Origin of the sequence: Ralstonia sp. 22111 (assembly GCF_052045895.1) — a bacterium.
Lineage (GTDB): Bacteria > Pseudomonadota > Gammaproteobacteria > Burkholderiales > Burkholderiaceae > Ralstonia > Ralstonia wenshanensis.
In genome coordinates this window covers 296,252-321,638 of record NZ_JBQEPR010000004.1, presented here as the reverse complement: position 1 = coordinate 321,638, position 25,387 = coordinate 296,252, and the positions used below count along the sequence as shown (strand labels likewise).

Genomic DNA, 25,387 nt, shown 5'->3' with positions numbered 1-25,387 from the left:
GCGCAAACCTGGGGGCCTCAGCATGATTTAAGCGCTGGACAGCCCTGTCAGCGGGACTAGAATCCGCCTTCATGCCCAAGCCTTCCTTGCTGATCGACGAACACGACCCCGCCGTCGACGTCGATGCCGAAACCTCCGCCCCGGCCGCGCCGCGTGCCCAGCTCACGCCCGACGACTGGGTGCGCGCCGCCACCGATCTGCTCGTCACCAAGAGCATCGATGCGGTGCGCGTGGACGTGCTCGCCAAGCAGCTGGACGTCACGCGCGGCAGTTTCTACTGGCACTTCAAGAACCGCGACGATCTGCTGCACCAAGTGCTGCAGGACTGGAGCGAGCGCACACGCATCGGCCCCAAGCTGGAGCGGCAGAACGCATCGGTGCAGGGCCTGGTGCGCGATCTGCTGGCACTACCGTTTCGCGGACGCAGCGCGCGCCGCACCGCCATGATCGAGTTCGCCATCCGCGCCTGGGCGCGGCGCGACCCGATGGCGCAAGAGGCCGTCGAAGCCGTCGATGAACACCGCATGGATTACTACGTCCAGCACTTCCAGGCGATCGGCTTTACGCGCAAGGACGCCAAGACGCGCGCTTTCATGCTGTACGCCTACCAGCTGTCGGAGGCCACGCTCTGGCACCAGGGCAGCAAGCCCGACAAGGACGCGCGCCGCCGCTTCTTTGAAGACACGCTGCTCGCCGGCGCACCGCAAGAAGACTCGGCTGCACCTGTGCGGGAATAATTCGTGCTGCGTCGTGCGCATTCCAGCTCGAGTGCGCCGCGATGCCCGAATCGCCAGCCTTCCACACATCCGACCTGCCCAGCCGGCTCGATCGCCTGCCCTGGAGCCGCTTTCACACGCGCGTGGTCATTGCGCTGGGCATTACGTGGCTCCTCGACGGCCTGGAGGTGACGCTGGCCGGTGCCGTGGCGGGCGCCCTCAAGCAAAGCCCCGCCTTGCATCTCACCAACGCCCAGGTCGGCATTGCCAGCAGTGCTTACCTGATCGGGGCGGTATTCGGCGCGCTGCTGTTCGGCTGGATGACGGATCGGCTCGGCCGCCGCAAGTTGTTCTTCATCACGCTGGGCGTGTACATCCTGGCCACGCTCGCCACGGCGTTTTCGTGGAGCTTTGCCAGCCTCGTCGTGTTTCGCGTGCTGACCGGCGCTGGGATCGGCGGCGAATACGCGGCCATCAATTCCACCATCCAGGAGCTGACGCCGGCACGCGTGCGCGGCTGGACGGACCTCGCCATCAACGGCACCTTCTGGGTCGGGGCGGCGTTGGGTGCGGGCGCCTCGTTGTGGTTGCTGGACCCCGCACACATGAGCGTCGATACGGGCTGGCGACTGTGCTTCTTCATCGGCGCAGTGCTGGGGCTCATCATTCTTGTCATGCGCTTCTGGATTCCCGAAAGCCCGCGCTGGCTCATCACGCGCGGCCGGCACGAAGAAGCCCAGGCCATCGTGCACGACATCGAAAGCGAGATAGCATCGCGCGGCCATCGCATCGATACCGCGCCACTGCCCGCATTGCGCATGCGCAGCCGCGGCCATCCTCGCTTGGCGGAAGTCGCCCGCGTGCTGTTCGTGCAGCATCGGCAACGCGCGCTGGTGGGGCTCGCGCTAATGGCAGCGCAGGCGTTTTTCTACAACGCGATCTTCTTCACGTACGCGCTGGTGCTGACTGATTTCTACGATGTGCCCGCGACGAAGGTCGGCACCTATCTGCTGCCGTTCGCGCTGGGCAATTTCCTGGGGCCGCTGCTGCTCGGGCGATTGTTTGACGTGGTGGGCCGGCGCACGATGATTGCTGCCACCTATGCGATCAGCAGCGTGCTGTTGCTGGTGAGTGGCGCGCTCTTCAAGGCCGGTGTGCTCGACAGCGCCACGCAGACGATCGCGTGGACGGTGGTGTTCTTCTTTGCATCGGCCGCCGCCAGCTCGGCGTATCTCACGGTGAGCGAGACTTTTCCGCTCGAGGTGCGCGCGCTCGCCATCGCGTTGTTCTATGCCGTGGGAACCGGGCTGGGCGGCGTGGCCGGGCCTGCGCTCTTTGGCTGGCTGATCGATACGCACTCGCGCGGCGCCGTATTCGGCGGCTACGCGTTCGGTGCCGTGCTGATGCTGCTGGCGGCCGCTGTGCAGGCGCGCTGGGGGACGGCCGCGGAGCGCAAACCCTTGGAACACGTAGCTGCGCCGTTGTCGCTTGATGACACCCCGCCTTGATCTGCGCCAAATTGGCGCCACGCGCGTCGTTGCCGGGCGCCTATATACTTCGCGCAGCGCTTTCCTGTGCTTTTCCCGCTTACTGGAGACACTTCATGCCTGACGCGACTTACGACAACCAGAACATCTTCGCCAAGATCCTGCGCGGCGAGCTGCCTTGCATCAAGGTGTACGAAGACGATCACACCATCGCCTTCATGGACATCATGCCGCAGGCCGACGGCCACGTGCTCGTGCTGCCCAAGGAAGGCGCGGCCGAGTTGTTCGACCTGTCCGACGATGCCGCATCGGCCGCCATCCGCACCACGCGCAAGCTGGCGCGTGCAGTGCGCGCTGCGTTCACGCCGCCGGGCATCGCCATCTTCCAGCTCAACGGCAGCGCTGCCGGGCAGACGGTGCCGCACGTGCACTTTCACGTGCTGCCGCGCTACAGCGACACCCCGCTGCAACCGCACGCCCGCGTGCAGGCTGACACCGACAAGCTGAAGGCCCACGCTGAGAAGATCATCGCCGCACTGCAGGCCGAATAAGCGCCACCGTTACGGCGCGGCGGATGACACCGCCGGCTCTGACCGCGCCGTAACCCCCTCCCGCCCAGCGTCCCGTCGATAGGCCAGCCGATACAACACCGGCAGCACCAGCAGCGTCAGCGCCGTCGACGACAGAATCCCCCCGATCACCACCGTGGCCAACGGCCGCTGCACTTCCGCGCCCGTGCCGGTTGCCAGTGCCATGGGCACGAAGCCCAGCGATGCCACCAGCGCGGTCATCAGCACCGGACGCAAGCGCGTAAGCGCGCCCTCACGTACGGCCTCGTCGACGGGCTTGCCGTTCTCGCGCAGGCTGCGGATGAAGCTCAGCATCACCAGCCCGTTGAGCACTGCCACGCCCGACAGCGCGATGAAGCCCACCGCCGCGGAAATCGACAGCGGAATACCGCGCAACGCCAGCGCCAGGATGCCGCCCGACAGCGCAAACGGAATGCCGGAAAACACGAGCAAGCCGTCTTTCAGGTTGCCGAACATCATGAACAGCAGCGTGAACACCATGGCCAGCGCCAGCGGCACCACGATCTGCAGGCGCCCGGTGGCCGACTGCAATTGCTCGAACTGCCCGCCCCACGCCATCCAGTAACCGGCCGGCAGGCGCCCCTGCGCATCGAGCACCGCCTGCGCTTCTTCGACGAACGAGGCGATATCGCGCCCGCGCACGTTGGCGCTGACGACGATGCGGCGCTTGCCGTCTTCGCGGCTGACCTGGTTGGGGCCCGTGATTTCGTTGAGCGTGGCGACATCCGACAGCGGCACGTAACCCTGCCCGTTGGGCAACGCCAGCGGCAGGCGGCCCAGTGCTGCCGGATCACTGCGTGCGGTTTCCGGCAGGCGCACGACGATGCCGAAACGACGATCGCCCTGGAATACCGTGCCCGCATCCTTACCGCCGATGGCCGCCGACACCGTGTCCTGAATCGCACCGATGGAGAGGCCGTAGCGTGCAGCCTTGTCGCGATCAATGTCGACGTTCAGGAAAGGCAGTCCGCCGGTCTGTTCGATCTTCACCTCGGTGGCGCCGGCCAGCTTGCCGAGCTGCGCGGCAATGATCCTGGCCTGCGCCTCAAGCACGCCCATGTCGTCGCCGAAAAGCTTGACAGCCACGTCGCTGCGCACGCCCGAGATCAGCTCGTTGAAGCGCAGCTGAATCGGCTGCGAGAACTCGTACGCATTGCCGGGCAGTGCTTCCACCGTGGCACGAATGTCGGCGAGCAACTGATCCTGGTTGCGGCGTTTGCCATCGGCGCCGGCCGGCCAGTCGCGCTCGGGCTTGAGCATGATGTAGCCGTCGGAGATGCTGGGCGGCATCACGTCGGTCGCGACTTCTGCGGTGCCTGTGCGCGCGAACACACGCTCGATCTCGGGAAACTTCGCCTTGAGCGTGCGCTCGATCTGCATCTGCATGTCCAGCGATTGCGCCAGGCCCGTGCCCGGCACGCGCATGGCCTGAATGGAAAGATCGCCTTCGTTCAGGTTGGGGACAAACTCTGCGCCCAGGCGCGTGGCAGCCACCAGCGAGACCGATACGGCCACCGCTGCAAACGTCAGTACCACAGCGGGCGCGGCCAGCACGCGTTCGAGCAGCGGCGCATACACACGGCGCGCCCAGCCCATCAGGCGGTTCTCCTTCTCAGCCACGCGTTCGCCAATGAACAACGCCACGGCAGCGGGCACAAACGTGATGGAGAGGATCATGGCCGCAGCCAGCGCCAGCACCACCGTGATCGCCATCGGGTGAAACATCTTCCCTTCCACACCCGAGAGCGCAAAGATCGGCAGGTACACCACCATGATGATGAGCTGGCCATACAGCAACGGGCGGCGTGCCTCGCGGGCGGCTTCAAATACCTCGTCGAAACGCTCGGCGCGCGTGAGCGGTCGACCACGTGCCTCCTGCGCATGCGCAAGGCGCCGCACGCAGTTCTCGACGATCACCACGGCACCGTCGACGATGATGCCGAAGTCCAGCGCGCCCAGACTCATCAGATTGGCGCTCACCTTGGCCGACACCATGCCGCTGAACGTCATCAGCATCGACAGGGGAATCACCAGCGCGGTCAGCACGGCTGCACGCAGGTTGCCCAGGAAGAGAAACAGCACCGCCATCACCAAAATGGCGCCTTCCAGCAGGTTCTTCTTGACCGTGGCGATGGCCTTGTCGACGAGTACCGTGCGGTCGTACACCGACTCCACCCGAATGCCCGGCGGCAGCGTCTTGCGGATCTCCTGCATGCGCTTGTCCACGGCCTGCGAAACCGTGCGGCTGTTCTCACCCATCAACAGGAATGCCGTGCCGAGCACCACCTCGCACCCATTGCTGGTGGCGGCGCCGGTGCGCAACTCGCTGCCGCTTTCGATGGTGGCGACGTCACGCAAGCGCACCGGCGTGCCGTTGGGGCTGACGAGCATCACGTTACCGATATCGGCCGCGTCACGCAGCTGGCCGGGCGCGCGCACAAGGTATTGCTCGCCCTTGCGCTCGATATAGCCGGCGCCGATGTTGGCGTTGTTGCGCTCCAGCGCGGCCACCACATCGGCCAGTGTGAGCTTGTACGAGGCCAGGCGTTCGGGGCTCGTTGCCACCAGGAATTCTTTTGCAAAGCCGCCGATGGTGTTGACTTCCGTCACGCCCGGCACGTTGCGGATCTGCGGGCGGATCACCCAGTCCTGCAACTCGCGCAAATCTGCGGGGGTGTAGGCGGTGCCGTCGGGCTTGCGCGCGTTGGCGTCGGCCTCCACGGTCCACAGGTAGATTTCGCCCAGGCCCGTGGAGACGGGCCCCATGCTTGGCGAAATACCATCGGGCAACTGTTCCTTTGCGGCCTGCAGACGTTCGCTCACCAACTGGCGCGCGAAGTAGATGTCGGTACCCTCCTTGAAGATCACCGTCACCTGCGACAGGCCGTAGCGCGAGAGCGAGCGCGTCTGCTCCAGCTTCGGCAAGCCGGCCATGGCGGTTTCCAGCGCATACGTGATGCGTTGTTCGGTTTCCAGCGGCGAATAGCCTGGTGCCGGCGTGTTGATCTGCACCTGCACGTTGGTGATGTCGGGCACCGCGTCGATCGACAGACGCGTATAGCTGTACGCGCCGAACGCGGCGGTCGCCAGCACGGCCATCAGCACCAGCCAGCGCTGCGCGATGACGGTGCGCAAGAGGCGTTCAAACATGGCGCCTCCTTTCAGTGGCCGTGGTCGGCGGACTTGCCGGCTTCGGCCTTCAGCACGTAGCTGTTGGCCGCAGCGTAGCGCGTGCCGGCGGGAAGGCCCTCCAGGATTTCCGTCCAGCTGCCGTCAGTGCGGCCTGTCTTGACGGGGCGCACCTCGAAGCCGGTCGGCACGGGCACGAACACCGAAGGCTTGTCATCGACGGTCTGCACGGCATCGGCGCGCACAGCCACCGGCACCTGCACACGCCCCGATTCGACCGACACGTTGACGAACATGCCCGGGCGCCATGCGAGCTTGGGGTTGTCGAGCGTGACGCGGGCGGGCGCGGTGCGGGTCTGCTCGCCAAGCAATGCGCCAACGTAAGCGACCTTGCCTTGCACGGCGGTACCGGTGGCCGTGGCACGCACAGTAGCCGACGCGTTGGTGGTGACCGCTTCCAGATCCTTGGCAGTCACGGAGAAGTCCGCCCAGACGGTGCGCAGGTCCGCCACCGTAAAGACGGCTGTTTCCGCCTGCACCGCTTCGCCCTGCGACAAGTGCTTGGCGACCACCACGCCATCAAGCGGCGCACGCAGCTCGAAGCGATTCAACGCCGAGCCCGCCGGCGCGGCACCAATGGCTGTCAGCTTCTGGCGGGCGTTGTCCGCGGCAATGCGCGCTTCCTGCAGCGATGTACGTGCCTGCTGGTAATCCTGTTCGGCAGCGATGCCCTGCTCCCACAGACGCTTTTCGCGTGCGTGTGTTTCCTGCGCGAGCGCAAGGCGTTGCTGGGCCGCCTGCAGTTCGCTGCGTTGATCCGACAGCGCGGGGCTGGACAGCACGGCCAGCAGTTGGCCGCGCGCCACCGGTTGGCCTAGCTCCACCGCCACCTTCTCCGCCACGCCCGGCACACGGGGGACCACGTGGGCGGTGCGGTCTTCGTTCAGGCGAATTTCACCGGGCAGGACAACCTCCGTTCGCAGCTCGGCGGCGCCTGCGCTTTCCACGCCGATCTTTGCATTGGCGATGGCTTCAGCCGTCATGGCAAGCGTTTCGGAGTGGGGTGCCTCAGGCTGCTCGATGGTGGCGGGTGCAGGTGCCGCCTCGGCCTCGGACGTCGCAGCCTGGCGCGCGCCCATACCGAACCAGAGCCCGGCAGCGGCCAGCGCGCCAAGCACGACGATGAGCGCGATGGCGCGCCGTTGTTGCGGTGGAAGTGTCATGTCAGCGGAAAGAGAGCGGCCGCATTACCGGCCGAGGATGCGATCGATACCGGCGGCCGCCTGATGCGCGCGCGACAGCGCGGCCAGGTATTGCGCGCGCGCCTGGAACAGCGTGCGCTGGGCGTCCAGCACATCGAGAAAATTGAACTTGCCCGCATCAAAGCCGATGCGTGCGGCGTCATACGCGCGCTGCGCACCTGGCAACACGTCTTGCCGCAGCGACTGCACGGCGGCGCGCGCTGCGTCGAGCCGTGCCACGTCCTGCGCGAGCGTGGCGTTCTGTTCAAGCTGCAGGGCGCGGTAGTCTTCAAACGCCTTGTCGGCCAACCGCTGTGCTTCGAGCTGGCTGCCCTGGTTGCGATCAAACAGCGGCAAAGGCACGGCAATGCCGAGCACCGCCATGTTGTTGTTCGCGGCGCTGTCGCGCTTGGCGCCCACCGTGAGCGTCACGTCGGGCACGCGTTTGCTGCGTTCCACGTTGGCAAGTGCCTGGCGCCGGTCGATCTCCAGACGGGCACGGACGGCGCGGGGCGTATTTTCCAGCGCACCGGTGGCTTGGCGCCCTTCGGGCGGCACGACGGGGAGCGTCTCCGCGCTTCCGTCGGCTTCAGGCGCGGCAGAAGGCGTGCCCCAGAAGGCCGCCAATGCACGTTGAGCGACCAGCAGTTCGGCATTCGCGTCACGCAGTTCGATGGCGGCACTGGCGCGGGCCACGCCAGCCTTGGTCTGCTCCACCGGCGAGACTTTCCCCGCTTGCACGCGCCGCGCGGCCGCGGATTCCGCCTGAGCGGCCAACCCATCCGACGCCTGCGCGAGCGCCAGGCGCTCCTGCGCGATCACCAGGTCGAAGAAGGCCCGCGTAACATCCGCACGCAACTCGGCCTGCAGCACGGCGGCATCTTGCGCCGTGGCGTCCCGGGTGATTTGTGCGGCGCGCGTGCGGGCACCGCGCTTGCCGCCCAGTTCCAACGGGATATTCAGTTGCGCCGTCATCGTGGCGCGGTCGCGCCGGACGTCTTCTGTCGTGAAGGCGGCTTCGGGATTGCGCAGCCGGCGGGCCTGGTCGAGTGCGCCCTCGCTGGCGGCCACCTCATACCCGGCAGCGGCCAGCGCCGGATGCGACTGCACCGCGCGTTCAACGGCTTGCTGCAGCGTCACGCGTTCGGATGACGCAGCCGCAGGCCCGCCTGGCATAGAAAGGGCCACCGGAGCGACGGGGTCAGGCACCGCTGCGGTGGCCAACGGGGCAGCCAAAAGGCAGATGAGAGCCGCCCCGGCGGTCTGGAAACAACGCATTACGCAATCGCGCCGTCGGTGTACGGATCCGGGCTGCGCGGGCTGCTCAAGCCGCCATCGGTGTAAGGATCGCGGGCGCCAACGCGGGCCTCGAGCACCGTTTGTGCTGCACCGTCCGTGTACGGATCGCGGGCGCCGGTTTTGCCGCCGTCGGTGTAGGGGTCGCGGGTACCGGACTTGGCGCCATCGGTGTACGGGTCACGCGCGCTGGCCTTGGCCAGCGGCGCGGCCATCGACTTGATCTGCGGAGCGCAGCAGGCAGACTGGTTGTCTTGCGCGGCAACGGCGGTGCCGGTTGCCAGCATTGCGGCCAGAGCAGCCAGGGACAGCACACGTTGGAATCGAATCGCCATGAGAATCTCCTTCAAAAGGCCTGACATCAGCAAACAGGAAGGGGGGCGATGTCAGTGGGGCCAGTCTAGGGAGCGGTGCACCACGCGGGCATGACTCGAAGATGACAAACTTGTCATCTTTGTGCCCCCGTCGGGGGTTTTGGCATATCGTGGCGGCACTGGCGGATGCATCAAGCGCGCGCCATTTTTCATCATGCGACTGCTCATTGTTGAAGACGAGCCCAAAGCGGGCGATTACCTGCTCAAGGGCCTGACGGAATCCGGCTTTGTGGCCGACCTCGCCCGCACAGGCCCCGATGGCCTGTTCCAGGCCATGGAGCATGACTACGACCTGATCGTGCTCGACGTCATGCTGCCCGGCATGGACGGCTGGCAGGTGCTGCAGGAACTGCGCCGCCGCAAGAGCACGCCGGTGCTGTGCCTGACCGCGCGCGATGAACTGGCCGACCGCCTGAAGGGCCTGGAGCTGGGCGCGGACGACTACCTCGTCAAACCCTTCGCCTTTGCCGAGCTGGTGGCGCGCGTGCGCACCATCCTGCGGCGCGGCCCGCTGCGTGAAAGCGAGATCCTCGAAATTGCCGACCTGACGATCGACACGATCAAGCGCCGCGTGACACGCGCAGGCCAGCGCATCGACCTGACCGCCAAGGAATACGCGCTGCTGCATCTGCTGGCGCGCCGCGCGGGCGAGGTCCTCTCGCGCTCGCTGATCGCCTCGCAGGTGTGGGACGTGAACTTCGACAGCAACACCAACGTGGTGGATGTGTCGATCCGGCGGCTGCGCGCCAAGGTGGATGATCCGTTCGAGCACAAACTGATCCACACCTTGCGCGGCATGGGCTACGTGCTGGACGCGGTGGGCCGTTGATGCGCTGGCCTGCATCCCTTGCCGGCCGGCTCGTGCTGGCGTTTGTGGTGGTGGCGTCGATCACGCTCACGGCAGCCGGCACGTATCTGTACTTCGCACTCAACGCGCAACTGCGCGTGGCTGACGATGCAATGCTGCTCGGCAAGATCACGCAACTGCGCCACCTGGCCAGTGAGGCGCTCAACGCCGACGATCTGGCGCGCACCGCGCACCGCTATACCGATGTGGTGTCGGGCCACGATGGGCTGATCCTGCGCATTGCCACGCCCGAAGGCCGCACCCTGGTGGAGGTGAACCCCGAGGGGGAACAGGTGAAGATGCCGCACGTGGTTGCGGCTGCGGTGCCGCCGTCGGAGTCTTCCGTACAGACTTGGACATCGATGACTGGCATGGCATCACGCGCCGTGGCCGCGGAGGCATGGCTGGGGCAGAACACCGCAAAAGTCGTCGTGCTGGTGGCGCAGGATGGCGACAGCCGTGCAGCGTTGCTGACCCAGTATCAGCGCCACATCGTGTTTGCCGTGCTTGGCGGCGTGGCCGCGGTGGCATTGCTGAGCCTGCTGCTCGTGCGGGGCACGCTGCGCGGGTTGGCACGCATCGGCAATCAGGCCGCGGCCGTGGTGCCGAGCCAGCTCGACACGCGTCTCACGCTGCAGGGCGCGCCGCGCGAATTGGCGGACCTGCTGGCATCGCTCAACGCCATGCTCACGCGCCTGCAGGATGGCTTTGCTCGGCTGTCGCAGTTCTCTGCCGACCTGGCGCATGACTTCCGCACGCCGCTGGCCAATCTGGTGGGCCAGACCGAAGTCACACTCGCACACCCGCGCACGGTCGAGGAATACCGCAGCGTGCTCGAATCCAACCTGGAGGAATACGCGCGCCTGTCGCACATGATCGAAGACATGCTGTTCCTGGCGCGCGCCGACCATGCACGCGTGGCGCTGTCCATCGCGCCCCTGGATGCGCGGCACGAGGTGCAGGTGCTGGTCGACTACTTCGAGGCGGTGGCCGCCGATCGTGATATCGCCATCGATGTGCACGGTGATGCGCAACTGCACGCGGACGCCACGTTGCTGCGCCGGGCGATCAACAACCTGCTCGACAACGCGCTGCGTCACACCCCTACCGGCGAGCGCATCGACGTGACGATCGCGGCAGCGCCGCAGGGGATCGCAATTGCCGTGCGCAACCCTGGAACGGGCATTCCGGCTGCGGCCCTGCCGCTGCTATTCGAGCGGTTCTACCGGGGCGACCCCTCGCGGGCGCAGTCTGGGGCGCAATCAAGCCAGTCGACCGGGTTGGGACTGGCCATCGTCAAGACCATCATGGACCTGCACGGCGGTAGCGTGCAGGCCAGCAGCCCGCCGGGTGGGCGGACCGAATTCCGGCTCGTGTTTCCGGCTTGACGCGAGGCTTAGGTGCCGATCCGCTGTGCCGACGGCGTACGCGCGGCATCCTGCCCGTCGTCACGCAGAATCTGCCGATACGCAGCCACCACCAGCAAGCCGATAAAACGCAGCAGGCGGCGCGGGGCGTTGATATCTTCGGTCACGGCAAAGCGCGCCGGCGTACCGTCGACCGGCTCACCGGAGAGCCAGAAGCGCACGCCCGCCGGCACGTCGATCGACTGGCCGGGCTTGAGCCAGATGTCCTGGCGCTGATGCTCTTGCGTGACCCACAACAGCCCGGCTTGTGCGGCGATGGTTTGGGCCCGTGCCGACCGCCAGCTCACCGGCACGCCCGGCCGGTCCAGTTCGAAGATTCTGATTTCGCGCATGGTTGAGACTCCTGTGCCGGGGTTCGTGGTGGATTTTTATGGGGACTGCGGATCGGCACGGTTCCATCTTGCGCGGCAGATCAAACCGATGACATGAACAGTTGCGAACAGTTTGGCTGAACTGTTCAGCATCTTTCGCGAACAGTTCATCGGCATGACCGACAGAACTGCATTTGGATATGTCAAACCGTTCGTTCTCGGCGGGGCGCGGGCTCATTAGCATGGTCCATCGCCATCTTTTGCCGGAGCCGTCATGCCAGACGATCACAACGCCGCCATCGACACCACGTTCGGCACCCTGCGCGTACGCCGGGTGGCCGGACATATCGGCGGGGAGGTGCTCGACCTCAAGCTCGGCGCGGAGTTGGCAGAAGACACGTTCGCGAGCCTGTATGCGGCGCTGCTCAAGTACAAGGTGTTGTTCTTTCGCGACCAGCAGCATCTGGACGATGACCGGCACCAGGCCTTCGGCAAGCGCTTTGGCCGCATCGTCGCCCACCCGACCGTGCCGGCGCCTACCGGCACGCAACTGTTTGAACTGGACGCGTCAAAGGGTGGCGGCCGTGCCGACTCGTGGCACACCGACGTGACGTTTCTCGATGCGTTTCCGAAGGTGTCGATCCTGCGCGCGGTGACGATTCCCGCTGTCGGCGGCGACACGGTCTGGGCCAACACCGCCCGCGCCTATGAACAGTTGCCCGACCCGCTCAAGCAGCTTGCCGAGCAGCTCTGGGCCGTACACACCAACGATTACGACTACGGTGCCGAGCGCACTCAAATCGATAGCCCACGCCTGCGGCATCATCGCGATGTGTTTACCGCCTCGGTGTATGAAGCCTCGCATCCTGTCGTGCACGTGCACCCGGAGACCAGCGAACGCGCCCTGCTGCTCGGGCACTTCGTCAAACGCTTCACCGGGCTGTCGGGCAGCGAGTCGACGCGGCTGTTTGAGTTGCTGCAGAACCGCGTGACGCGGCTCGACAACACCGTGCGTTGGCAATGGCGCCAGCATGACGTCGCCATCTGGGACAACCGCGCCACGCAGCACTACGCCATCAACGATTACGGCAACCAGCCGCGCCTGGTACGCCGCGTGACCGTGCATGGCGACACGGCCATCTCAGTGGACGGCAGCCGCAGCACGCAACTGCGCCGCCCCGAAGCCACCAACGACGCGCACATCGAAGCGCTGCTGGCCAACGCCCACTGACCCACTGACATCAAGCCCCGGCCGCCTGCTGCACCAACCGGTGGTAGAACCGGATCAGCTCCACCAGGTTGGCCTCGGTGATCCGCTCGTTGGTGCCGTGAAAGCGCGGCAGGTCTTCGGGCTTGGCGCGCACCGGCGAGAACCGATACACATGGTCGGCAATTTCGATCATGTGGCGCGAATCCGTCGCCCCAATCATCAGCCCGGGCGCCACGACCGTGCCCGGGAACAGCTCGCGCACCGTCTTGTTGATCAACTGATACGACGCTGATTGCGTGGGCGACACCGGCGACGCTTCGCTGGAACCCGGCAGCCGGGTCAGCTCGAACTTGCCTTTGGGCGCGGCCGCCTTGGCGGCGTCTTCCACGTGCGCGGTGACGGAGGCGATGGTGTCGCCGGGCAGCAGGCGGAAGTTGACCGTGGCCTCGGCGCGGCCGGGCAGCACGTTGTCTTTGTTGCCGGCCTGCACGATGGTCAGCGCGGTGGTGGTACGCAGCATGGCGTTGGAGCTGCCCGATGCTTCCAGTTGCTTCTGCACCAGCGGCCCGAACAGCCACAGGTTGGACAGCGCCACGCGGCTGAAACCCTGCATCTCGGGTGCCAGCGTTGCAAACATCTCCTGCGCAACGCCGCGAATGCCGGCGGGCAATTGATCGTCATCCAGCCGCTTGAGCGTGGCGCTCATCATGGCGATGGCGCTCTGCCCGTGCGGCGGCGGCATCGACGAATGCCCCGGCGTGGCCCCGACCTTGAGTTGCACGGAGAGAAAACCCTTCTCTGCCACGCCGATCAGCGCAGCCGGTTTGGTGAGCCCCGGCAGCACGCCCTCGGTAATCAGCAGCCCTTCGTCGATCACGAAGTCGAGACGCTCGCCGCGCGATTTGAGCAGCGCGGCGATCTGCTTGGCACCACGCTCGCCGCCCACTTCCTCGTCGGCGCCAAAGGCCAGGTGGATGGTGCGGCGCGGTTTGAAGCCGCTAGCCGCCAGCAGCTCGATGGCTTCCATCTGCGAGATCAGGTTGCCCTTGTCGTCCCACGCGCCGCGGCCCCAGACCATGCCGTCCTTCACCACGCCGTCAAAAGGTGGCTGGGCCCAGTCGCCTTCCGTACCGGGAGCGATGGGCACGACGTCCTGGTGCGCCATCAGCATGATGGGCTTGAGCGATGGGTCGGAGCCCTTCCAGGTGTAGAGCAACGCAAAGTCGCCCACCTGCTCACGCTGCAGAACGGCGTGCGCCTTTGGATAACGCGCCTCGAGCATGGCGTGCAACTGGCGGAACTGGTCGGCGTTCAGCTGCGCGTCGGTGGCGCTCGATACGGTGCGTGCGCGTACGGCTTCGGCCAGGTGCGCGGCGGCCGCCGGGCCATCCACCGCAACCGGCGTAACGGCGGGCACATCAAGTTGGCGCGAGCTGTGCCGCCACGTGTTGACGGCGACGGCTGCCGCCAGTGCCAGCAGGACGACGGCAACCGCCAACAACAAGCGGCCGACAACGCGGCCTGCCATCCCATGACGTCGCTTGAACGAAGCCTTCATTCGTCTCCCCTCTCTTTCGGTATGCGCAGTTGTTGAACCAGGAACGCAAGTATCACTGCAACTCGGTGCATTCGCCACTTGCCCGGGGGCTGGGTTTCCCAGGATTACAATGCGCTGAACAGTTGTGAACAGTCTTTGCCAACTGTCTCGTAGCTTTCACGCTCTACTGCCGTTCGCGCCATGAAACTCCAGATCGACCCCGCCACCCGCGTCCCCATCTCCGACCAGATCGTGGCCGGCGTGCAGGCATGGATCGGCGGCAATGACGTGCGCCCCGGCGCCAAGCTGCCGTCGATCCGGCAACTGGCGGCGGACTACGGCATCAGCCGATTCCCCGTGATCGAGGCGTATGACCGGCTGGTCTCGCTGGGGCTGCTGGACTCGCGCCACGGCTCCGGTTTCTACGTGGCGGAGAGCAACCTGACCGGGCGCGACGGGCGCGGCTGGTCGGACCCGCGCCGGGCGGAGGCCGAGTCCAAGCACATCTTCGAGCAGTTCAGTTACCCCGACGGCATGCTCAAGCTCGGCGGCGGGTTCGTGCCGGCCGACTGGCGCGATGTGGAAGGCCTGACGCAGGCCATCCGCCAGGTCTCCCGCACCGACACGCACGCCGTCATCGACTACTCGTCACCGCTTGGCAACACCGCGCTGCGCCATCAGGTCATGATGCGTGCGCGGCAGCTCGGCATCCAGGCCGACCAGCCCAATGTGCTGATCACCGCCGGCACGAGCCAGGCGATCGACTTGGTGATGCGCCACCTGCTCAAGCCCGGCGACACGGTGTTTGTGGAAGACCCGGGCTACTACACCGTGTTCGGCCTGCTGCGGTTGCACGGGGTGAAGCTGGTCGGCATTCCGCGCCGCAGCGACGGGCCCGACGTGGAAGTCACCGAAGCGATGCTGCGCGAGCACCGGCCCAAGCTGTTCTTCATCAACAGCGTGCTGCAGAATCCCACCGGCTCGGTCGTGTCGCCGCCGGTTGCGTTTCGGCTGCTGGAACTGGCGCGGCGCCACGGCTTCACCTTTCTGGAAGACGACATCTTTGCCGACCTGCAGGCCGATCCGACCGCGCGGCTGGCGACGCTGGACCAGCTCGATCATGTGATCTACGTGGGCGGGTTTTCCAAGACGGTGTCGGCGTCGCTGCCGGTGGGTTACCTGATTGCCAAGCGTGAACTGGTGCATGACCTGACCAACGTGAAGATGCTCACCAGCGTGGGCGGCTCGCGCTTTGCCGAGGCCGTGGTGAGCACGCTGCTGGAGCGCGGCGCCTATCGCAAATATGTGGAGCGGCTTCGCCAGCGCGCGGGTGACTCCGTCATCGCGTCGCTCGATGTGTTGGCGGATGCGGGCTGGGAGGTGTTTCACCATCCGTCGGGCGGCAACTTCCTGTGGGCGCGGGTGCCGCATGTGGAGGACTCGCGCGATCTGGCGGCTACTGCCGAAAAGCACGGTGTGACGCTGGCGCCAGGGCACTACTTTCGCCCGAACCTGGAAGTATCGCCATGGGTGCGCATCAATAGCGCGTACGCAACGGAGCCGCGTGCGGTGGCGTTCCTGCAGGAGGCAGGGCGCCGGCCTTCGCGCAAGCGGGCCTGAAGCGTCGGGGCCGGGCACGCGCGTTGCGGCGCTGTCGAGGTTCATGCCGCATGCAGCGGCGCAGGAGCCCGATCATGCACAACGCCGAGCACGACCAAGCGCAACCCCAACCCGAAGAGCCGGTGACTCACCGACCGGAGGGCGCCAAGCTGACGGAGCCACCACCCGACTCGCCGCGCAACGACCCGCTTGCGCGCGCCTCCCGTCGCATCCGCTCCGTCGACGCCGCAGGCGCCGAAGCATCTGACAACACCATCGACACAGACGGCAAGGGCCTGGAGGCGGCGAAGAGCCCATCACAATGGCAAGACAACGTCATCTACTCAAACGCGTCGCTGGAGAACAGCCGCCCCGAGCCCGACCCGGCAGCGCCCATCGCAGGGATCGACAGCCGGCCTAACCAGGGACGTCCGACCATTGCGACGGAGCCCGGCCAGCACGTGGTCATGCGCGGCGTGGTCGATGAAACGGCCCGCAACGGCACGCGCGCGGCGCAGCGGTTTTCGCTGGAAGACGACGAGCAGCCTTAACGTGCCGTGCTGACGCCCTGCCTCAGACCTTGCCTGCGAGTTCGTGCTCAAGCCTGCGCTCAGGCGTTTGAATCCGCTCCGCGTGGGCTGAAGGTGCGCGGAAAAACGACCGGCGTGCTTCGGTCAATCAGGCGGTAGCCCTTGGCAGGGCGATACGAATCGCCTTCTGCCACGCCCGCTTCTTCCAAAAAGTTGGCAGCCAGCATGCGGGTGCGGAAGCCGCTTTTGTCGACCGGACGGCCGAGCACGATCTCGTACATGCGCTGCAACTGCGGCAGCGAGAACGGCTCGGCCAGCAGAAACGCCGGCAACGATGTGTATTCGACCTTGCTGCGCAAACGCTCTACGGCGGTGCGCAAAATCTCTGCATGGTCGAAGGCCAGTTCTGGCGCGCGCAGTACATCGTCCACCGCAAACCACGCCACATCACCCGCATTGGCGCCCTTGGCAAGCGCCACACCCTGCGCCGGTATCAACGCAAAGTAGACATGGGTGGCAGACCAGCCGCGCGGGTCACGCGTGCCGCTGCCCCAGCTGCCCAACTGCTCCAGATACGGGCTGCCCACGCCGGTCTTCTCCAGCAGCTTGCGGCGCGCGCAATCTTCCAGCGTGGCATCGACGGCCGTATCGACAAATCCGCCCGGCAACGCCCACGCGCCGGGATAGGGCTCCCCTTCCGCATTGGGACGCTGCACGAGCAGCACGCGCAACACGTCGTCCAGCACCGTAAAGATGACGACATCCACGGTGGTGAATGGCAACGGGAAGGACTTCGCGGAAGTTCGGGTGGCCATGGCAGATCACAAATGTCTTGACGGCCCCAATAGTAAGTTGTATTGTCCAACCCATACAAGTTGTACTGTACAACTCAAAACAACGAGGAGGTCATCATGTTCGGCATCCGCTTCATCAAGTCACAGCCCACCGTTCACCTGATGCAGTTCCGCGCCGGCAAGGTCGTGCGCGAAGGCTCGGGCCTGTCGTTCTTCTACTACGGCCCGACGACCACGCTGGTGGCGGTGCCGGTAGCCAGCCAGGATCGCCCGTTCATCCTAGAGCTGGTGACGGCCGACTTCCAGAGCGTGACCGTGCAGGGCCAGGTGACGTACCGCATCAGCGACCCGCGCCGCACCGCCGCGATGATGGATTTCTCGCTCGCCAAGAATGGCCAGAGCTACGTGTCTGAAGACCCGACCCGCTTGGGTGACCGTGTAGCGCAGCAGGTGGAAGTGATCGTGCAGCAGGCCGTGCAGGCCATGGAGCTGAAGGCCGCGCTGCGCGCATCGGCGGCCATCGCACGCACCGCGCAAGCCGAGTTGGCTGCGCAGCCTGAAATTGCCGCATTGGGGCTGGAGATCCTGGGCGTGTCCGTCATGGCGGTCAAGCCGACGCCTGACATCGCCCGCGCACTGGAAGCCGAAGCGCGCGAATCCAACCTCAAGGCCGCGGATGACGCTGTCTATTTGCGCCGCATGTCGGCCGTGGAAAACGAACGCGCCATCCGCCAGAACGAGCTGGACACTGACATTGCGGTTGAGCAGAAGAAGCGCCAGATCCGCGAGACGCAGATGGAAGCCAAGGCCACGCTGATGCGCAAGGAGAACGCCCTGCGCAACGAACAGATGGCCGCCGATGTGGAACTCGAAGGCCAGCGCAAGGCCTTCGTGGCCGGCCAGGCCGAGAACAGCCGCACGCTGGCCGAAGCCGAGGCCTACCGCGTGGCCGCCGTCATGCAGGCGCTGGAAAAGGCCGACCCGCGCATCGTCAACGCGCTGGCTGCGGCCGGCATGCAACCCGGCCAGCTCATCGCCCAGGCCTTTGGCGGCATTGCCGAACGTGCGGAACGCATCGGCCAATTGAACGTGTCGCCGGACCTGCTGCAAGGGCTGATGAACGCCTCCTCCCCCAACGCCACCGCACGGGCCGCATCATGAGCAACGAAGGCCGCAAGGTTGTGCTGGTGACGCGCCGCACCCGGCTTGAAGAGCTGGTGGCGCGCCACCACACGCTGGCGCAGGCGAAGTTCTATCTGGAACACCTGGGCGCCGATTTTTCCGACTACCTGGCTGAGAACGCCGCCTACGCGCGCAGCCTCGAAATCACCGTGCGCGCGCTGGAAGCCTGGGGCCGCTATCAGGTGGTGGATCGCGGCTACCTGCCCAACTTCATCTTTGCGCCGGACGATATCGTCGTAGCGCTCGGGCAAGACGGGCTGGTCGCCAACTCGATGAAGTATCTCGACGGCCAGCCGCTGATCGGCCTGAACCCCGAGCCCGGCCGCTGGGACGGCGTGCTGTTGCCCTTCGAGCCGAAAGATCTCGGCACCGTGCTGGCCGACGTGGCGCGCGACAAGCGCCCCACCAAAGCCGTGACGATGGCCGAAGCGCGCCTGTCCGACGGGCAGGTGCTGCGCGCCGTCAACGACCTCTTTATCGGGCCGCGCACGCATGCGTCTGCGCTGTATGAAATCGAACTGGGTGAGCAGCGTGAAGCGCAATCGTCGTCGGGCATCATCGTCGCCACAGGACTGGGCTCGACGGCGTGGCTGAAGAGCATCGTGACCGGCTCGATAGGCGTCGCACGCGCCATGCATGCCGGCGGAGATGGCTTCCGCTACGAACCTGAACCGTGGGACACCCCGCAACTGACATTCGCCGTGCGCGAGCCGTTTCCGAGCCGCGCATCGCAGGCCACGCTCGTGTTCGGGCATGTGGATGCGGATCAACCGCTCAAGCTGCGCTCGCGCATGCCGGAGAACGGCGTGATCTTTTCCGATGGCATGGAGGCCGATTACCTGCGTTTTACCGCCGGCATGGAAGCGACGATTTCCGTGGCGGCCACGCAGGGGCGATTGGCCGTGTAGTAACAGCACGGAACCACTGACCCGTCTGTTGCCGATCCATGGCCGCCCCCCCTTCTGCCTCAGATTTACATCCGGTTCTTGATCTCCACCTCCTGCGCCGTCCATCCGGCAACGCGCTCGCTCAACGAGAGACCCAGGCCCGGGCGCGTCGGCACGATCATGCGGCCATCGCGTGTTTCCAGCTTTTCATTGAATAGCGGTTCCAGCCACTCAAAGTGCTCGACCCACGGTTCACGCGAATACGCGGCGGCGAGATGCACGTGCAGCTCCATCGCAAAGTGCGGCGCGAGCATCAAGCCTGCATGATCCGCCAGCGCAGCAATCTTGAGGAAGGGCGTAATGCCACCGACGCGGGGGCCGTCTGGCATGAGGTAATCCGCGCCGCGCTGCCGGATAAACTCCCAATGCTCTGACACGCTGGTCAGCATTTCGCCGGTGGCAATGGGAGTGTCGAACTGCGCAGCCAGCGCGGCATGGCCTTCAGCGTCGTAGCAATCGAGCGGCTCTTCGATCCACACAAGATTGAACGCTTCAAAGGTGCGGCACATGCGCTGTGCTGTCGGCCGGTCCCACTGTTGGTTGGCGTCGACCATGAGCGGAAAGTCTTCGCCGAGATGCTCGCGCACCTTCGCCACGCGCTGTACATCAAGCGCCCGATCAGGTTGCCCGACCTTGAGTTTGATACCGCCGATGCCTTTCGCGCGAGAGATGTCGGTGTTGACCAGCAACTGCTCCAGCGGCGTATGCAGGAAACCTCCCGACGTGTTGTAGCAACGCACGGAATCACGCTGAGCACCGAGCAGCTTGGCGAGCGACAGGTTGGCGCGCTTGGCTTTCATATCCCACAACGCCACGTCGAATGCACCGATGGCTTGCACCGCCAGACCGCTGCGGCCGACGGACGCACCTGCCCAAGCAAGCTTGTCCCACAGGCGTCCAATGTCGTTGGCATCCTCGCCGATAAGCACGGGGGCTATCTCTCTGGCATGCGCAAACTGCCCCGGGCCGCCCGCACGTTTGGAATAGCTGAACCCCAGGCCGCGATGGCCGTCCGCCGTACAAATCTCGACGAACAGGATGGCGATTTCGGTCATCGGTTTTTGGCGCCCGGTCAGTACCTTTGCATCGCTGATGGGGTTGGCCAACGGCAGGACCACGGAGAGGATGCGGATGTGTTCGATGCGATCACGGACGAGCGAATTGGAGAGAAGAGTGTCGGGACTGTTCATGTTGGAGTGGCTGATTGGAATGCTTAATGGAACGAAATGCAGCGGATGGATGTGCGCTAAAGCGAAGAACATCAAGGTCGTCAAGGCAGCGATGCCGCGGAATCCTGTGAGGGTCGCGAGGCTGCACCCGATGCAGGCTCCGAGGGAAGCCGCTCAAGCTTGCCAACGATCAGCAGGTAAGAGAACGCACCCAGCAGGGCAACACCGGCAACGTACGTGAGCGCCGCCTCGAACGAGCCGGTCTGCTTGATCATCCAGCCGATGGCCAGCGGCGTGACGATGCTGGCGAGATTGCCGCAGAGGTTGAAAATGCCGCCGCTGATGCCCATGGCCTTCCTGGGCGAGACATCACCCACGATGCACCAGCCAAGATTGCCGATGCCCTTGGCGAAAAATGCGATCGACATCACGAGCACCACGATGGCCGTCGATTGCACGTAGTTGGCGACGACGATGCTGCTGGAGAGCGCGAGGCCGGCAATGATCGGCACTTTGCGAGCGGCAGTCAGGCTGAAGCCGCGCTTGAGCATCCAGTCGGACCACAGGCCGCCAATGAGGCCGCCGAGGCAGCCCGCGACTGCCGGAATCGCCGCCACCAGGCCCACCTTCAGAATCGACATGCCCTTGGCCTCGATCAGATAGGTCGGAAACCACGTCAGGAAGAACCACGTGATGGAGGTCAGGCAGAACTGACCGATGTAGATGCCGATCATCATGCGGTTTGCCGAGATGGCTTTGACCTGGCGCCAACTGAACGGGGCCGGGCCATCGGCCATGGTGGGCAGCCCACCGCCGGCGGAGATGTACTCTAGCTCCGCCGCATTCACGCGGTCATGCCGGGAAGGCTCACGCACCACGCGCAACCATGCAACACCAATCAGCACCCCAACCGCACCCGTGGTGAAGAACACGTAATGCCACCCCCACTGGCTGACGGTGAAGGTCATAACCGGCGTGAACACGGCGAGTGCGAAGTACTGTGCAGACTGGAACACCGATGTCGCCAGCCCCCGCTCCTGACTGGGAAACCACATCACCGTCAGCCGGCTGTTGCATGGGAAGGCCGGCGACTCCGCCACGCCCATCAGAAAGCGCAACGCAAACAGCACGATGAAGGCCGACGCCGCAAACAGATGCACATAGCCCTGCAGGAAGGTCAACACCGACCAGGCTATGAGGCTGGTACCAAGCACCACACGCGCACCGAGCCGGTCCAGGATCAGTCCACCCGGAATCTGCATGGCGGTGTAGGCCCACCCGAAGGCCGAGAACGCGATACCCATGGTCAACGCGTCGAAACCGAGGTCATGGCGCATTCTGGGCGCAGCAATCGAAAGCGTGGCACGGTCGACGTAGTTGAATACCGTCACGATAAAAATCATCGCCAAGATGAACCAACGCACTTGCGTTCGCTTGGCCGGGACGGGTGATGGGGTCATGGGGTCTCCTAGGGATTGCGCTGGGGCCCGCGCGTATGAATGGCGAGGCTCTGGTGTAGGGTCCATTATTAGATGATTGCGCAATCATTCAAGTACAATTGATTGCGCAATCACTCTCGTTTACCCTTGTAATGACGCGGGTGCTACGAGCGCCCGCCACTCGCGTTACATGGACAATTCGAAGGGCATGCATGGTACGCAAACGCAAAAACCCAGGACCAGACGCGCGCGGGAGCGAGACAGCCACCGTGACCCTCGTCGACGTAGCGCGCGTGGCCGGGGTCGCCCCCATGACGGTCTCGCGGGCGCTCAATCGCCCTGATCTGGTGCGCGAGGCCACTCAGAAAAAGGTGCTGGCAGCCGTGCGGGCAACTGGCTACGTGCCCAACATGCTGGCCGGCGGCCTCGCCAGCAGCAAAAGCCGATTGGTTGCGGTATTGCTGCCAACCATTGCCAGCTCGATCTTTGCAGAGACGATCCAGGCGCTCATGGATGGGTTGTCCTTTGCCAACTACCAAACCCTCATCGGCCTGACCGGATACTCGGCCGTCCGCGAGGAAGCGCTGGTCGAAGCATTGCTGGGGCGACGTCCCGACGCGATCGTGCTGGCCGGAACCGACCACACCGCCGCGACCATCGAGCGCTTGATCAAAGCCAGAGTTCCGGTCGTCGAAATCTGGGATCTCACCGATAAACCAATCGACATGGTCATCGGTTTTTCACATGAACAAGTAGGTCGGGATGTTGCACGCCATCTGCTGGATAAGGGCTATCGCCGCTTCGGCATCGTGTCGGTTAACGACCCGCGTGGTCTGCGGCGATGCGGGAGCTTGAAGGCTGAACTCGCCAGACAAGGCATTGCCGAATGTCCATTTGAAGTGTTGACAGCGCCGGCAACGCTCGAAGGGGGACGGCACGGGCTGGCGCAGATGCTCGAGCGCAGCAAGCCGGACATCATTGTCTGCAGCTCTGACACCCTGGCAGAAGGTGTGCTGATGGAAGCCGCCAGCCGTGGCATGCACGTGCCCCGCGACCTTGCGGTGATGGGCTTTGGAGACCTGAGCATGGCCGCGCAATTGCATCCCGCACTGTCGACGGTCAGGGTCGATGGCGCCAATATCGGCAAACGGACGGCCGAAGCGTTGCTCGAACGCTTCGAGACGGTGACGAACGACACGCTGCTGCGCATCGACACCGGCTTCACCATCATCGATCGTCAGAGCGCGTAACCCCGGGGGTCGGCCGGCCTCCCTCGCATATAAGTGGGAATCCGCTTCCTCCGTTTCAGATGCGATGACGGGATGCTGTTGAATGGCATCGCGACCCATAAAAAAGGCGGCCAGACCGGGGCCGCCGAAGGAGACACCGCCGCGCTCAGTGCGCCACGGCGTTGAAATTGGGCGGCCGTCGATCGACAAACGCCCGGAAGGCTTCATGCGCCTCCGGAGACTGCAGCCGCTGCGCAAAGCAGGCGCTCTCCGCATCCATCTGCTGCTTGAGCAGTTCAGCATCGCGCATCAGGCGCTTGGTTTCGGTCAGGGCGCCCAGCGGCTGGCGCGCCAATCGCGCCGCAATGGCCTGCGCCTCGGTGCCAAGCTGGTACAGCGGCACCACCCGATTCGCCAAACCCCACGCGAGCGCCGATTCCGCGCTCACCGCATCGCCCAGCGCGAACATCTCGAACGCGCGTACGTGGCCCAGTCGGGCGGGCATCAGCAGGCTCGATGCCGCTTCGGGCACCAGCGCCAGATTGACGAACGGCGTGGAAAGCTGCGCGTTGTCCGCCAACAGCACGAAGTCGCAATGCAGCAGCATGGTCGTGCCGATGCCGACCGCGCGACCTTGCACCGCAGCCACCAGCGGACGCGTGGCCCGCGCCAGTGCATGCAGGAAGCGGATGACGTTGCGTTCACCACCGCCTTTGCCGCCGGCCATGGCGATCGATGCGAACTCGCCGATGTCGTTGCCGGCGGAGAACATGTCGCCTTCCGCACGCAGCAGCACCACGCGCACGGTGTTGTCGCGCTCGGCGGCGCTCAGCGCGTCGGCCAGCGCGCCGTACATCGCATCGGTGATGGCGTTCTTCTTGTCGGCGCGTGCCAGGGTGAGCGTCAAAACGCCGTCGGCTTTGTGGCTCTGGATGTGTTCACTCATTGCTCGTCTCCGGTGGGGAACTTGGTTTGCAGACTGGCCAGCCAGCGTGCGACAACGTCGATCTCGGCGTCTGTAAAACCTTCGGTCAGCCGCGCGTTCAGTTCGGCCAGGCCGGTGCGTGTTTCGTCCAAGGCGTCCCGGCCGGCGGGCGTGATCCAGAGCTGCCAGGCGCGGCCATCCTTGGCATCGGCGCGGCGCTCGATGAGGCCCGCGTCGACTGAGCGATCCACCAGGCCGCTCATGGCGGAGGGGCCGAGGTCCAACGCGGCGCCGGCTTCGCGCATCAACGCGCCGTCGTTCTTTTCCAGGAAGAACAGCAGGCCGGATTGCGCGGCGGTCACACCCTCTCCCGTGCGCGATTGAATCCAGCGCTGCAAGCGGCGTTGCCCAACGCTGATCAGATAGACGAGGCGGCGGTCGGGTGCTGTCATGCGGCCTCCGGTTCGTTGCGTGTGGCGGCGGCACGCTCGCGCAGCCAATCCACCAGACCTGGCCACAGCGTGGCGGCAAACTGCGAACGGAAGAAGCCCATGTGCCCCACCGCGCCGCCGGCCTGCGCAGGCGCGATCTGCCGGCGCTCGACCCACGTGTTCGTGAAGTGCATGGTCAACGCGTTGATGGCGGCGGGCGTGGCCCACGGGTCGTCGTCAAAGCCGTAGACCAGCACGGGATGCGTCACGCGGTTGAAGCGCTCGATGGCGCCGAGCGTGGGGTCATCGAAAAAGTAGCGCTGCATGCCGGCCCAGGCGCCCCATTCGATGGCGACGCCGCCCGGCAGGTCTTCGCCCAGGCCCATGCGCTTGCCGGGCACGTAGCCGATCAGCCGCGCCATCAACGGGCCAATGCCGCGCAGGATCAGCTCCACGCGCCAGCGTTCGCCGCGTTGGCGGATGAACCGCGAATTGCCTGTGTGGCAGGCCACTTGCACCACGCCCGCGACATCCCAGTCGGCGCAGCACAGGCCGATGGCGTGGCCGCCCACCGAGTGTCCGACCGCCAGTTGCGGCAGATTGGGTAGCGCGCCCGTGCCCATCGCATCACGCCTTCGGCGTCGAGCAGCGCCCAGTCGCGCATGCGGGCCGCAAAACGCCGCAGGCTCTTGGGCCGCGATGCGCCGATGCCGCGGTAGTCATACGTGATCGTGTGGAAGCCGCGCTTGGCCAGGAATTTGGCAAAGGCTTGGTAGATGCGCTGCGGCACGCCGGTGGCCGGGTGCATGACGACCACGCCCTGCGGCGCGCCGGCGGCCGTCCAGAGCATGGCCCCGAGCGGGTAGCCGTCCGTGGCGGGAATGGTATGCGGGGTGCTGTCCATGACATCGATTTAGTTCGCATGCGAGGTGTTTTACTTTGTATGCGAAGTAAATTGGTGTGTCAACGACAGAAAG

General features: G+C 65.3%; 22 protein-coding genes and 1 pseudogene. 11 read left to right on the top strand and 12 right to left on the bottom strand.

The genetic code is table 11. The features are described 5' to 3' along the window. Positions 1 to 71: 71 nt before the first annotated feature. From ACTJK4_RS13325 to ACTJK4_RS13315, 3 genes are all read left to right on the top strand, one after another. Positions 72 to 737, top strand: a complete 666-nt coding sequence (locus tag ACTJK4_RS13325; RefSeq protein ID WP_440818110.1) for a TetR/AcrR family transcriptional regulator — start codon at positions 72 to 74, stop codon at positions 735 to 737. Between the two features lie 41 nt (positions 738 to 778). Then, positions 779 to 2,224, top strand: coding sequence for an MFS transporter (locus ACTJK4_RS13320; RefSeq protein ID WP_440818109.1), 1,446 nt, complete (start codon positions 779 to 781; stop codon positions 2,222 to 2,224). A gap of 95 nt (positions 2,225 to 2,319) precedes the next feature. Continuing rightward, entirely contained in the window at positions 2,320 to 2,754 is a 435-nt protein-coding gene (locus ACTJK4_RS13315) for an HIT family protein (protein ID WP_316901023.1), read from the top strand. A 9-nt stretch (positions 2,755 to 2,763) separates the two neighbouring features. On the opposite strand, the gene ACTJK4_RS13310 is transcribed toward ACTJK4_RS13315, so the two are convergent. Genes ACTJK4_RS13310 through ACTJK4_RS13295 form a run of 4 tightly spaced genes read right to left on the bottom strand, consistent with a single transcriptional unit; the run spans position 2,764 to position 8,794 of the window. Then, positions 2,764 to 5,943, bottom strand: coding sequence for an efflux RND transporter permease subunit (locus tag ACTJK4_RS13310; RefSeq protein ID WP_440818108.1), 3,180 nt, complete (start codon positions 5,941 to 5,943; stop codon positions 2,764 to 2,766). 11 nt (positions 5,944 to 5,954) lie between these two features. After that, entirely contained in the window at positions 5,955 to 7,145 is a 1,191-nt protein-coding gene (locus ACTJK4_RS13305; RefSeq protein WP_440818107.1) for an efflux RND transporter periplasmic adaptor subunit, read from the bottom strand. A 24-nt stretch (positions 7,146 to 7,169) separates the two neighbouring features. Then, positions 7,170 to 8,441 carry a TolC family protein gene (locus tag ACTJK4_RS13300; RefSeq protein WP_440818106.1) on the bottom strand — a complete coding sequence of 424 codons (1,272 nt, stop codon included), beginning with the start codon at positions 8,439 to 8,441 and terminating at the stop codon, positions 7,170 to 7,172. Beyond that, complete coding sequence (locus tag ACTJK4_RS13295; protein ID WP_433868252.1) at positions 8,441 to 8,794, bottom strand: hypothetical protein; 354 nt, start codon at positions 8,792 to 8,794, stop codon at positions 8,441 to 8,443. The genes ACTJK4_RS13300 and ACTJK4_RS13295 overlap by 1 nt, the downstream gene beginning before the upstream one ends. A gap of 193 nt (positions 8,795 to 8,987) precedes the next feature. Here ACTJK4_RS13295 and ACTJK4_RS13290 point away from each other — a divergent pair, with 193 nt between their 5' ends. Beyond that, positions 8,988 to 9,662 (top strand): heavy metal response regulator transcription factor, encoded by a 675-nt coding sequence (locus ACTJK4_RS13290; RefSeq protein WP_232039092.1) that lies wholly within the window; start codon positions 8,988 to 8,990, stop codon positions 9,660 to 9,662. Then, positions 9,659 to 11,068 carry a heavy metal sensor histidine kinase gene (locus tag ACTJK4_RS13285; protein WP_440818105.1) on the top strand — a complete coding sequence of 470 codons (1,410 nt, stop codon included), beginning with the start codon at positions 9,659 to 9,661 and terminating at the stop codon, positions 11,066 to 11,068. The genes ACTJK4_RS13290 and ACTJK4_RS13285 overlap by 4 nt, the downstream gene beginning before the upstream one ends. Positions 11,069 to 11,076: 8 nt before the next feature. Here the strand turns inward: ACTJK4_RS13285 and ACTJK4_RS13280 are convergent, their stop codons facing one another. Then, the gene (locus ACTJK4_RS13280) at positions 11,077 to 11,439 is read right to left on the bottom strand and encodes a DUF2917 domain-containing protein (protein ID WP_045203446.1); all 363 of its coding nucleotides are present in this window, start codon (positions 11,437 to 11,439) and stop codon (positions 11,077 to 11,079) included. 253 nt (positions 11,440 to 11,692) lie between these two features. On the opposite strand from ACTJK4_RS13280, the gene ACTJK4_RS13275 reads away from it, so the two are divergent. Continuing rightward, positions 11,693 to 12,649 (top strand): TauD/TfdA dioxygenase family protein, encoded by a 957-nt coding sequence (locus ACTJK4_RS13275; protein ID WP_433868254.1) that lies wholly within the window; start codon positions 11,693 to 11,695, stop codon positions 12,647 to 12,649. A gap of 10 nt (positions 12,650 to 12,659) precedes the next feature. Here the strand turns inward: ACTJK4_RS13275 and ACTJK4_RS13270 are convergent, their stop codons facing one another. After that, the gene (locus ACTJK4_RS13270) at positions 12,660 to 14,186 is read right to left on the bottom strand and encodes a M20 family peptidase (protein ID WP_316901038.1); all 1,527 of its coding nucleotides are present in this window, start codon (positions 14,184 to 14,186) and stop codon (positions 12,660 to 12,662) included. A 180-nt stretch (positions 14,187 to 14,366) separates the two neighbouring features. On the opposite strand from ACTJK4_RS13270, the gene ACTJK4_RS13265 reads away from it, so the two are divergent. Together ACTJK4_RS13265 and ACTJK4_RS13260 are read left to right on the top strand one after the other, a co-directional pair. Next, entirely contained in the window at positions 14,367 to 15,785 is a 1,419-nt protein-coding gene (locus tag ACTJK4_RS13265) for an aminotransferase-like domain-containing protein (RefSeq protein ID WP_232039088.1), read from the top strand. Between the two features lie 74 nt (positions 15,786 to 15,859). Next, a complete protein-coding gene (locus ACTJK4_RS13260; RefSeq protein WP_232039087.1) occupies positions 15,860 to 16,315 on the top strand; it encodes a DUF3005 domain-containing protein in 456 nt (151 codons plus the stop codon). Between the two features lie 59 nt (positions 16,316 to 16,374). Here the strand turns inward: ACTJK4_RS13260 and ACTJK4_RS13255 are convergent, their stop codons facing one another. Further along, positions 16,375 to 17,109, bottom strand: a complete 735-nt coding sequence (locus ACTJK4_RS13255) for an NUDIX hydrolase (protein ID WP_440818104.1) — start codon at positions 17,107 to 17,109, stop codon at positions 16,375 to 16,377. Between the two features lie 96 nt (positions 17,110 to 17,205). On the opposite strand from ACTJK4_RS13255, the gene ACTJK4_RS13250 reads away from it, so the two are divergent. Both ACTJK4_RS13250 and ACTJK4_RS13245 read left to right on the top strand, forming a co-directional pair. Continuing rightward, entirely contained in the window at positions 17,206 to 18,249 is a 1,044-nt protein-coding gene (locus ACTJK4_RS13250; RefSeq protein ID WP_343621111.1) for an SPFH domain-containing protein, read from the top strand. Then, positions 18,246 to 19,178, top strand: a complete 933-nt coding sequence (locus ACTJK4_RS13245) for a sugar kinase (protein WP_322018568.1) — start codon at positions 18,246 to 18,248, stop codon at positions 19,176 to 19,178. Before ACTJK4_RS13250 ends, ACTJK4_RS13245 begins: the two co-directional genes overlap by 4 nt. A gap of 65 nt (positions 19,179 to 19,243) precedes the next feature. Here the strand turns inward: ACTJK4_RS13245 and ACTJK4_RS13240 are convergent, their stop codons facing one another. Together ACTJK4_RS13240 and ACTJK4_RS13235 are read right to left on the bottom strand one after the other, a co-directional pair. Beyond that, positions 19,244 to 20,407, bottom strand: coding sequence for an L-talarate/galactarate dehydratase (locus ACTJK4_RS13240; RefSeq protein ID WP_440818103.1), 1,164 nt, complete (start codon positions 20,405 to 20,407; stop codon positions 19,244 to 19,246). Positions 20,408 to 20,487: 80 nt separating this feature from the next. Continuing rightward, on the bottom strand, positions 20,488 to 21,846 hold the full coding sequence (locus ACTJK4_RS13235; RefSeq protein WP_440818102.1) for an MFS transporter: 1,359 nt from the start codon (positions 21,844 to 21,846) through the stop codon (positions 20,488 to 20,490). A gap of 248 nt (positions 21,847 to 22,094) precedes the next feature. Here ACTJK4_RS13235 and ACTJK4_RS13230 point away from each other — a divergent pair, with 248 nt between their 5' ends. Further along, positions 22,095 to 23,075: a LacI family DNA-binding transcriptional regulator gene (locus tag ACTJK4_RS13230; RefSeq protein ID WP_313904495.1), complete on the top strand. Its 981-nt coding sequence runs from the start codon at positions 22,095 to 22,097 to the stop codon at positions 23,073 to 23,075. Positions 23,076 to 23,220: 145 nt separating this feature from the next. On the opposite strand, the gene ACTJK4_RS13225 is transcribed toward ACTJK4_RS13230, so the two are convergent. The 3 genes and pseudogenes from ACTJK4_RS13225 to ACTJK4_RS13215 form a co-directional block, all read right to left on the bottom strand. Beyond that, positions 23,221 to 24,000: an enoyl-CoA hydratase gene (locus ACTJK4_RS13225; RefSeq protein WP_433868258.1), complete on the bottom strand. Its 780-nt coding sequence runs from the start codon at positions 23,998 to 24,000 to the stop codon at positions 23,221 to 23,223. Continuing rightward, positions 23,997 to 24,431 (bottom strand): MarR family winged helix-turn-helix transcriptional regulator, encoded by a 435-nt coding sequence (locus tag ACTJK4_RS13220; RefSeq protein ID WP_343620989.1) that lies wholly within the window; start codon positions 24,429 to 24,431, stop codon positions 23,997 to 23,999. Before ACTJK4_RS13220 ends, ACTJK4_RS13225 begins: the two co-directional genes overlap by 4 nt. Beyond that, a pseudogene (locus ACTJK4_RS13215) lies at positions 24,428 to 25,314 on the bottom strand (alpha/beta hydrolase family protein). Before ACTJK4_RS13215 ends, ACTJK4_RS13220 begins: the two are co-directional and overlap by 4 nt. Positions 25,315 to 25,387: the final 73 nt, after the last annotated feature.

What these genes read in the sequence shown, in the direction of transcription:
- ACTJK4_RS13265 (WP_232039088.1), top strand. Translation starts at nt 14,367, where the DNA reads ATGAAACTCCAGATCGACCCCGCCACCCGCGTCCCCATCTCCGACCAG.
- ACTJK4_RS13220 (WP_343620989.1), bottom strand. Translation starts at nt 24,431, where the DNA reads ATGACAGCACCCGACCGCCGCCTCGTCTATCTGATCAGCGTTGGGCAA.
- ACTJK4_RS13315 (WP_316901023.1), top strand. Translation starts at nt 2,320, where the DNA reads ATGCCTGACGCGACTTACGACAACCAGAACATCTTCGCCAAGATCCTG.
- ACTJK4_RS13320 (WP_440818109.1), top strand. Translation starts at nt 779, where the DNA reads ATGCCCGAATCGCCAGCCTTCCACACATCCGACCTGCCCAGCCGGCTC.
- ACTJK4_RS13275 (WP_433868254.1), top strand. Translation starts at nt 11,693, where the DNA reads ATGCCAGACGATCACAACGCCGCCATCGACACCACGTTCGGCACCCTG.
- ACTJK4_RS13260 (WP_232039087.1), top strand. Translation starts at nt 15,860, where the DNA reads ATGCACAACGCCGAGCACGACCAAGCGCAACCCCAACCCGAAGAGCCG.
- ACTJK4_RS13300 (WP_440818106.1), bottom strand. Translation starts at nt 8,441, where the DNA reads ATGCGTTGTTTCCAGACCGCCGGGGCGGCTCTCATCTGCCTTTTGGCT.
- ACTJK4_RS13325 (WP_440818110.1), top strand. Translation starts at nt 72, where the DNA reads ATGCCCAAGCCTTCCTTGCTGATCGACGAACACGACCCCGCCGTCGAC.
- ACTJK4_RS13235 (WP_440818102.1), bottom strand. Translation starts at nt 21,846, where the DNA reads ATGACCCCATCACCCGTCCCGGCCAAGCGAACGCAAGTGCGTTGGTTC.
- ACTJK4_RS13255 (WP_440818104.1), bottom strand. Translation starts at nt 17,109, where the DNA reads ATGGCCACCCGAACTTCCGCGAAGTCCTTCCCGTTGCCATTCACCACC.
- ACTJK4_RS13305 (WP_440818107.1), bottom strand. Translation starts at nt 7,145, where the DNA reads ATGACACTTCCACCGCAACAACGGCGCGCCATCGCGCTCATCGTCGTG.
- ACTJK4_RS13240 (WP_440818103.1), bottom strand. Translation starts at nt 20,407, where the DNA reads ATGAACAGTCCCGACACTCTTCTCTCCAATTCGCTCGTCCGTGATCGC.
- ACTJK4_RS13295 (WP_433868252.1), bottom strand. Translation starts at nt 8,794, where the DNA reads ATGGCGATTCGATTCCAACGTGTGCTGTCCCTGGCTGCTCTGGCCGCA.
- ACTJK4_RS13290 (WP_232039092.1), top strand. Translation starts at nt 8,988, where the DNA reads ATGCGACTGCTCATTGTTGAAGACGAGCCCAAAGCGGGCGATTACCTG.
- ACTJK4_RS13270 (WP_316901038.1), bottom strand. Translation starts at nt 14,186, where the DNA reads ATGAAGGCTTCGTTCAAGCGACGTCATGGGATGGCAGGCCGCGTTGTC.
- ACTJK4_RS13225 (WP_433868258.1), bottom strand. Translation starts at nt 24,000, where the DNA reads ATGAGTGAACACATCCAGAGCCACAAAGCCGACGGCGTTTTGACGCTC.
- ACTJK4_RS13250 (WP_343621111.1), top strand. Translation starts at nt 17,206, where the DNA reads ATGTTCGGCATCCGCTTCATCAAGTCACAGCCCACCGTTCACCTGATG.
- ACTJK4_RS13310 (WP_440818108.1), bottom strand. Translation starts at nt 5,943, where the DNA reads ATGTTTGAACGCCTCTTGCGCACCGTCATCGCGCAGCGCTGGCTGGTG.
- ACTJK4_RS13245 (WP_322018568.1), top strand. Translation starts at nt 18,246, where the DNA reads ATGAGCAACGAAGGCCGCAAGGTTGTGCTGGTGACGCGCCGCACCCGG.
- ACTJK4_RS13280 (WP_045203446.1), bottom strand. Translation starts at nt 11,439, where the DNA reads ATGCGCGAAATCAGAATCTTCGAACTGGACCGGCCGGGCGTGCCGGTG.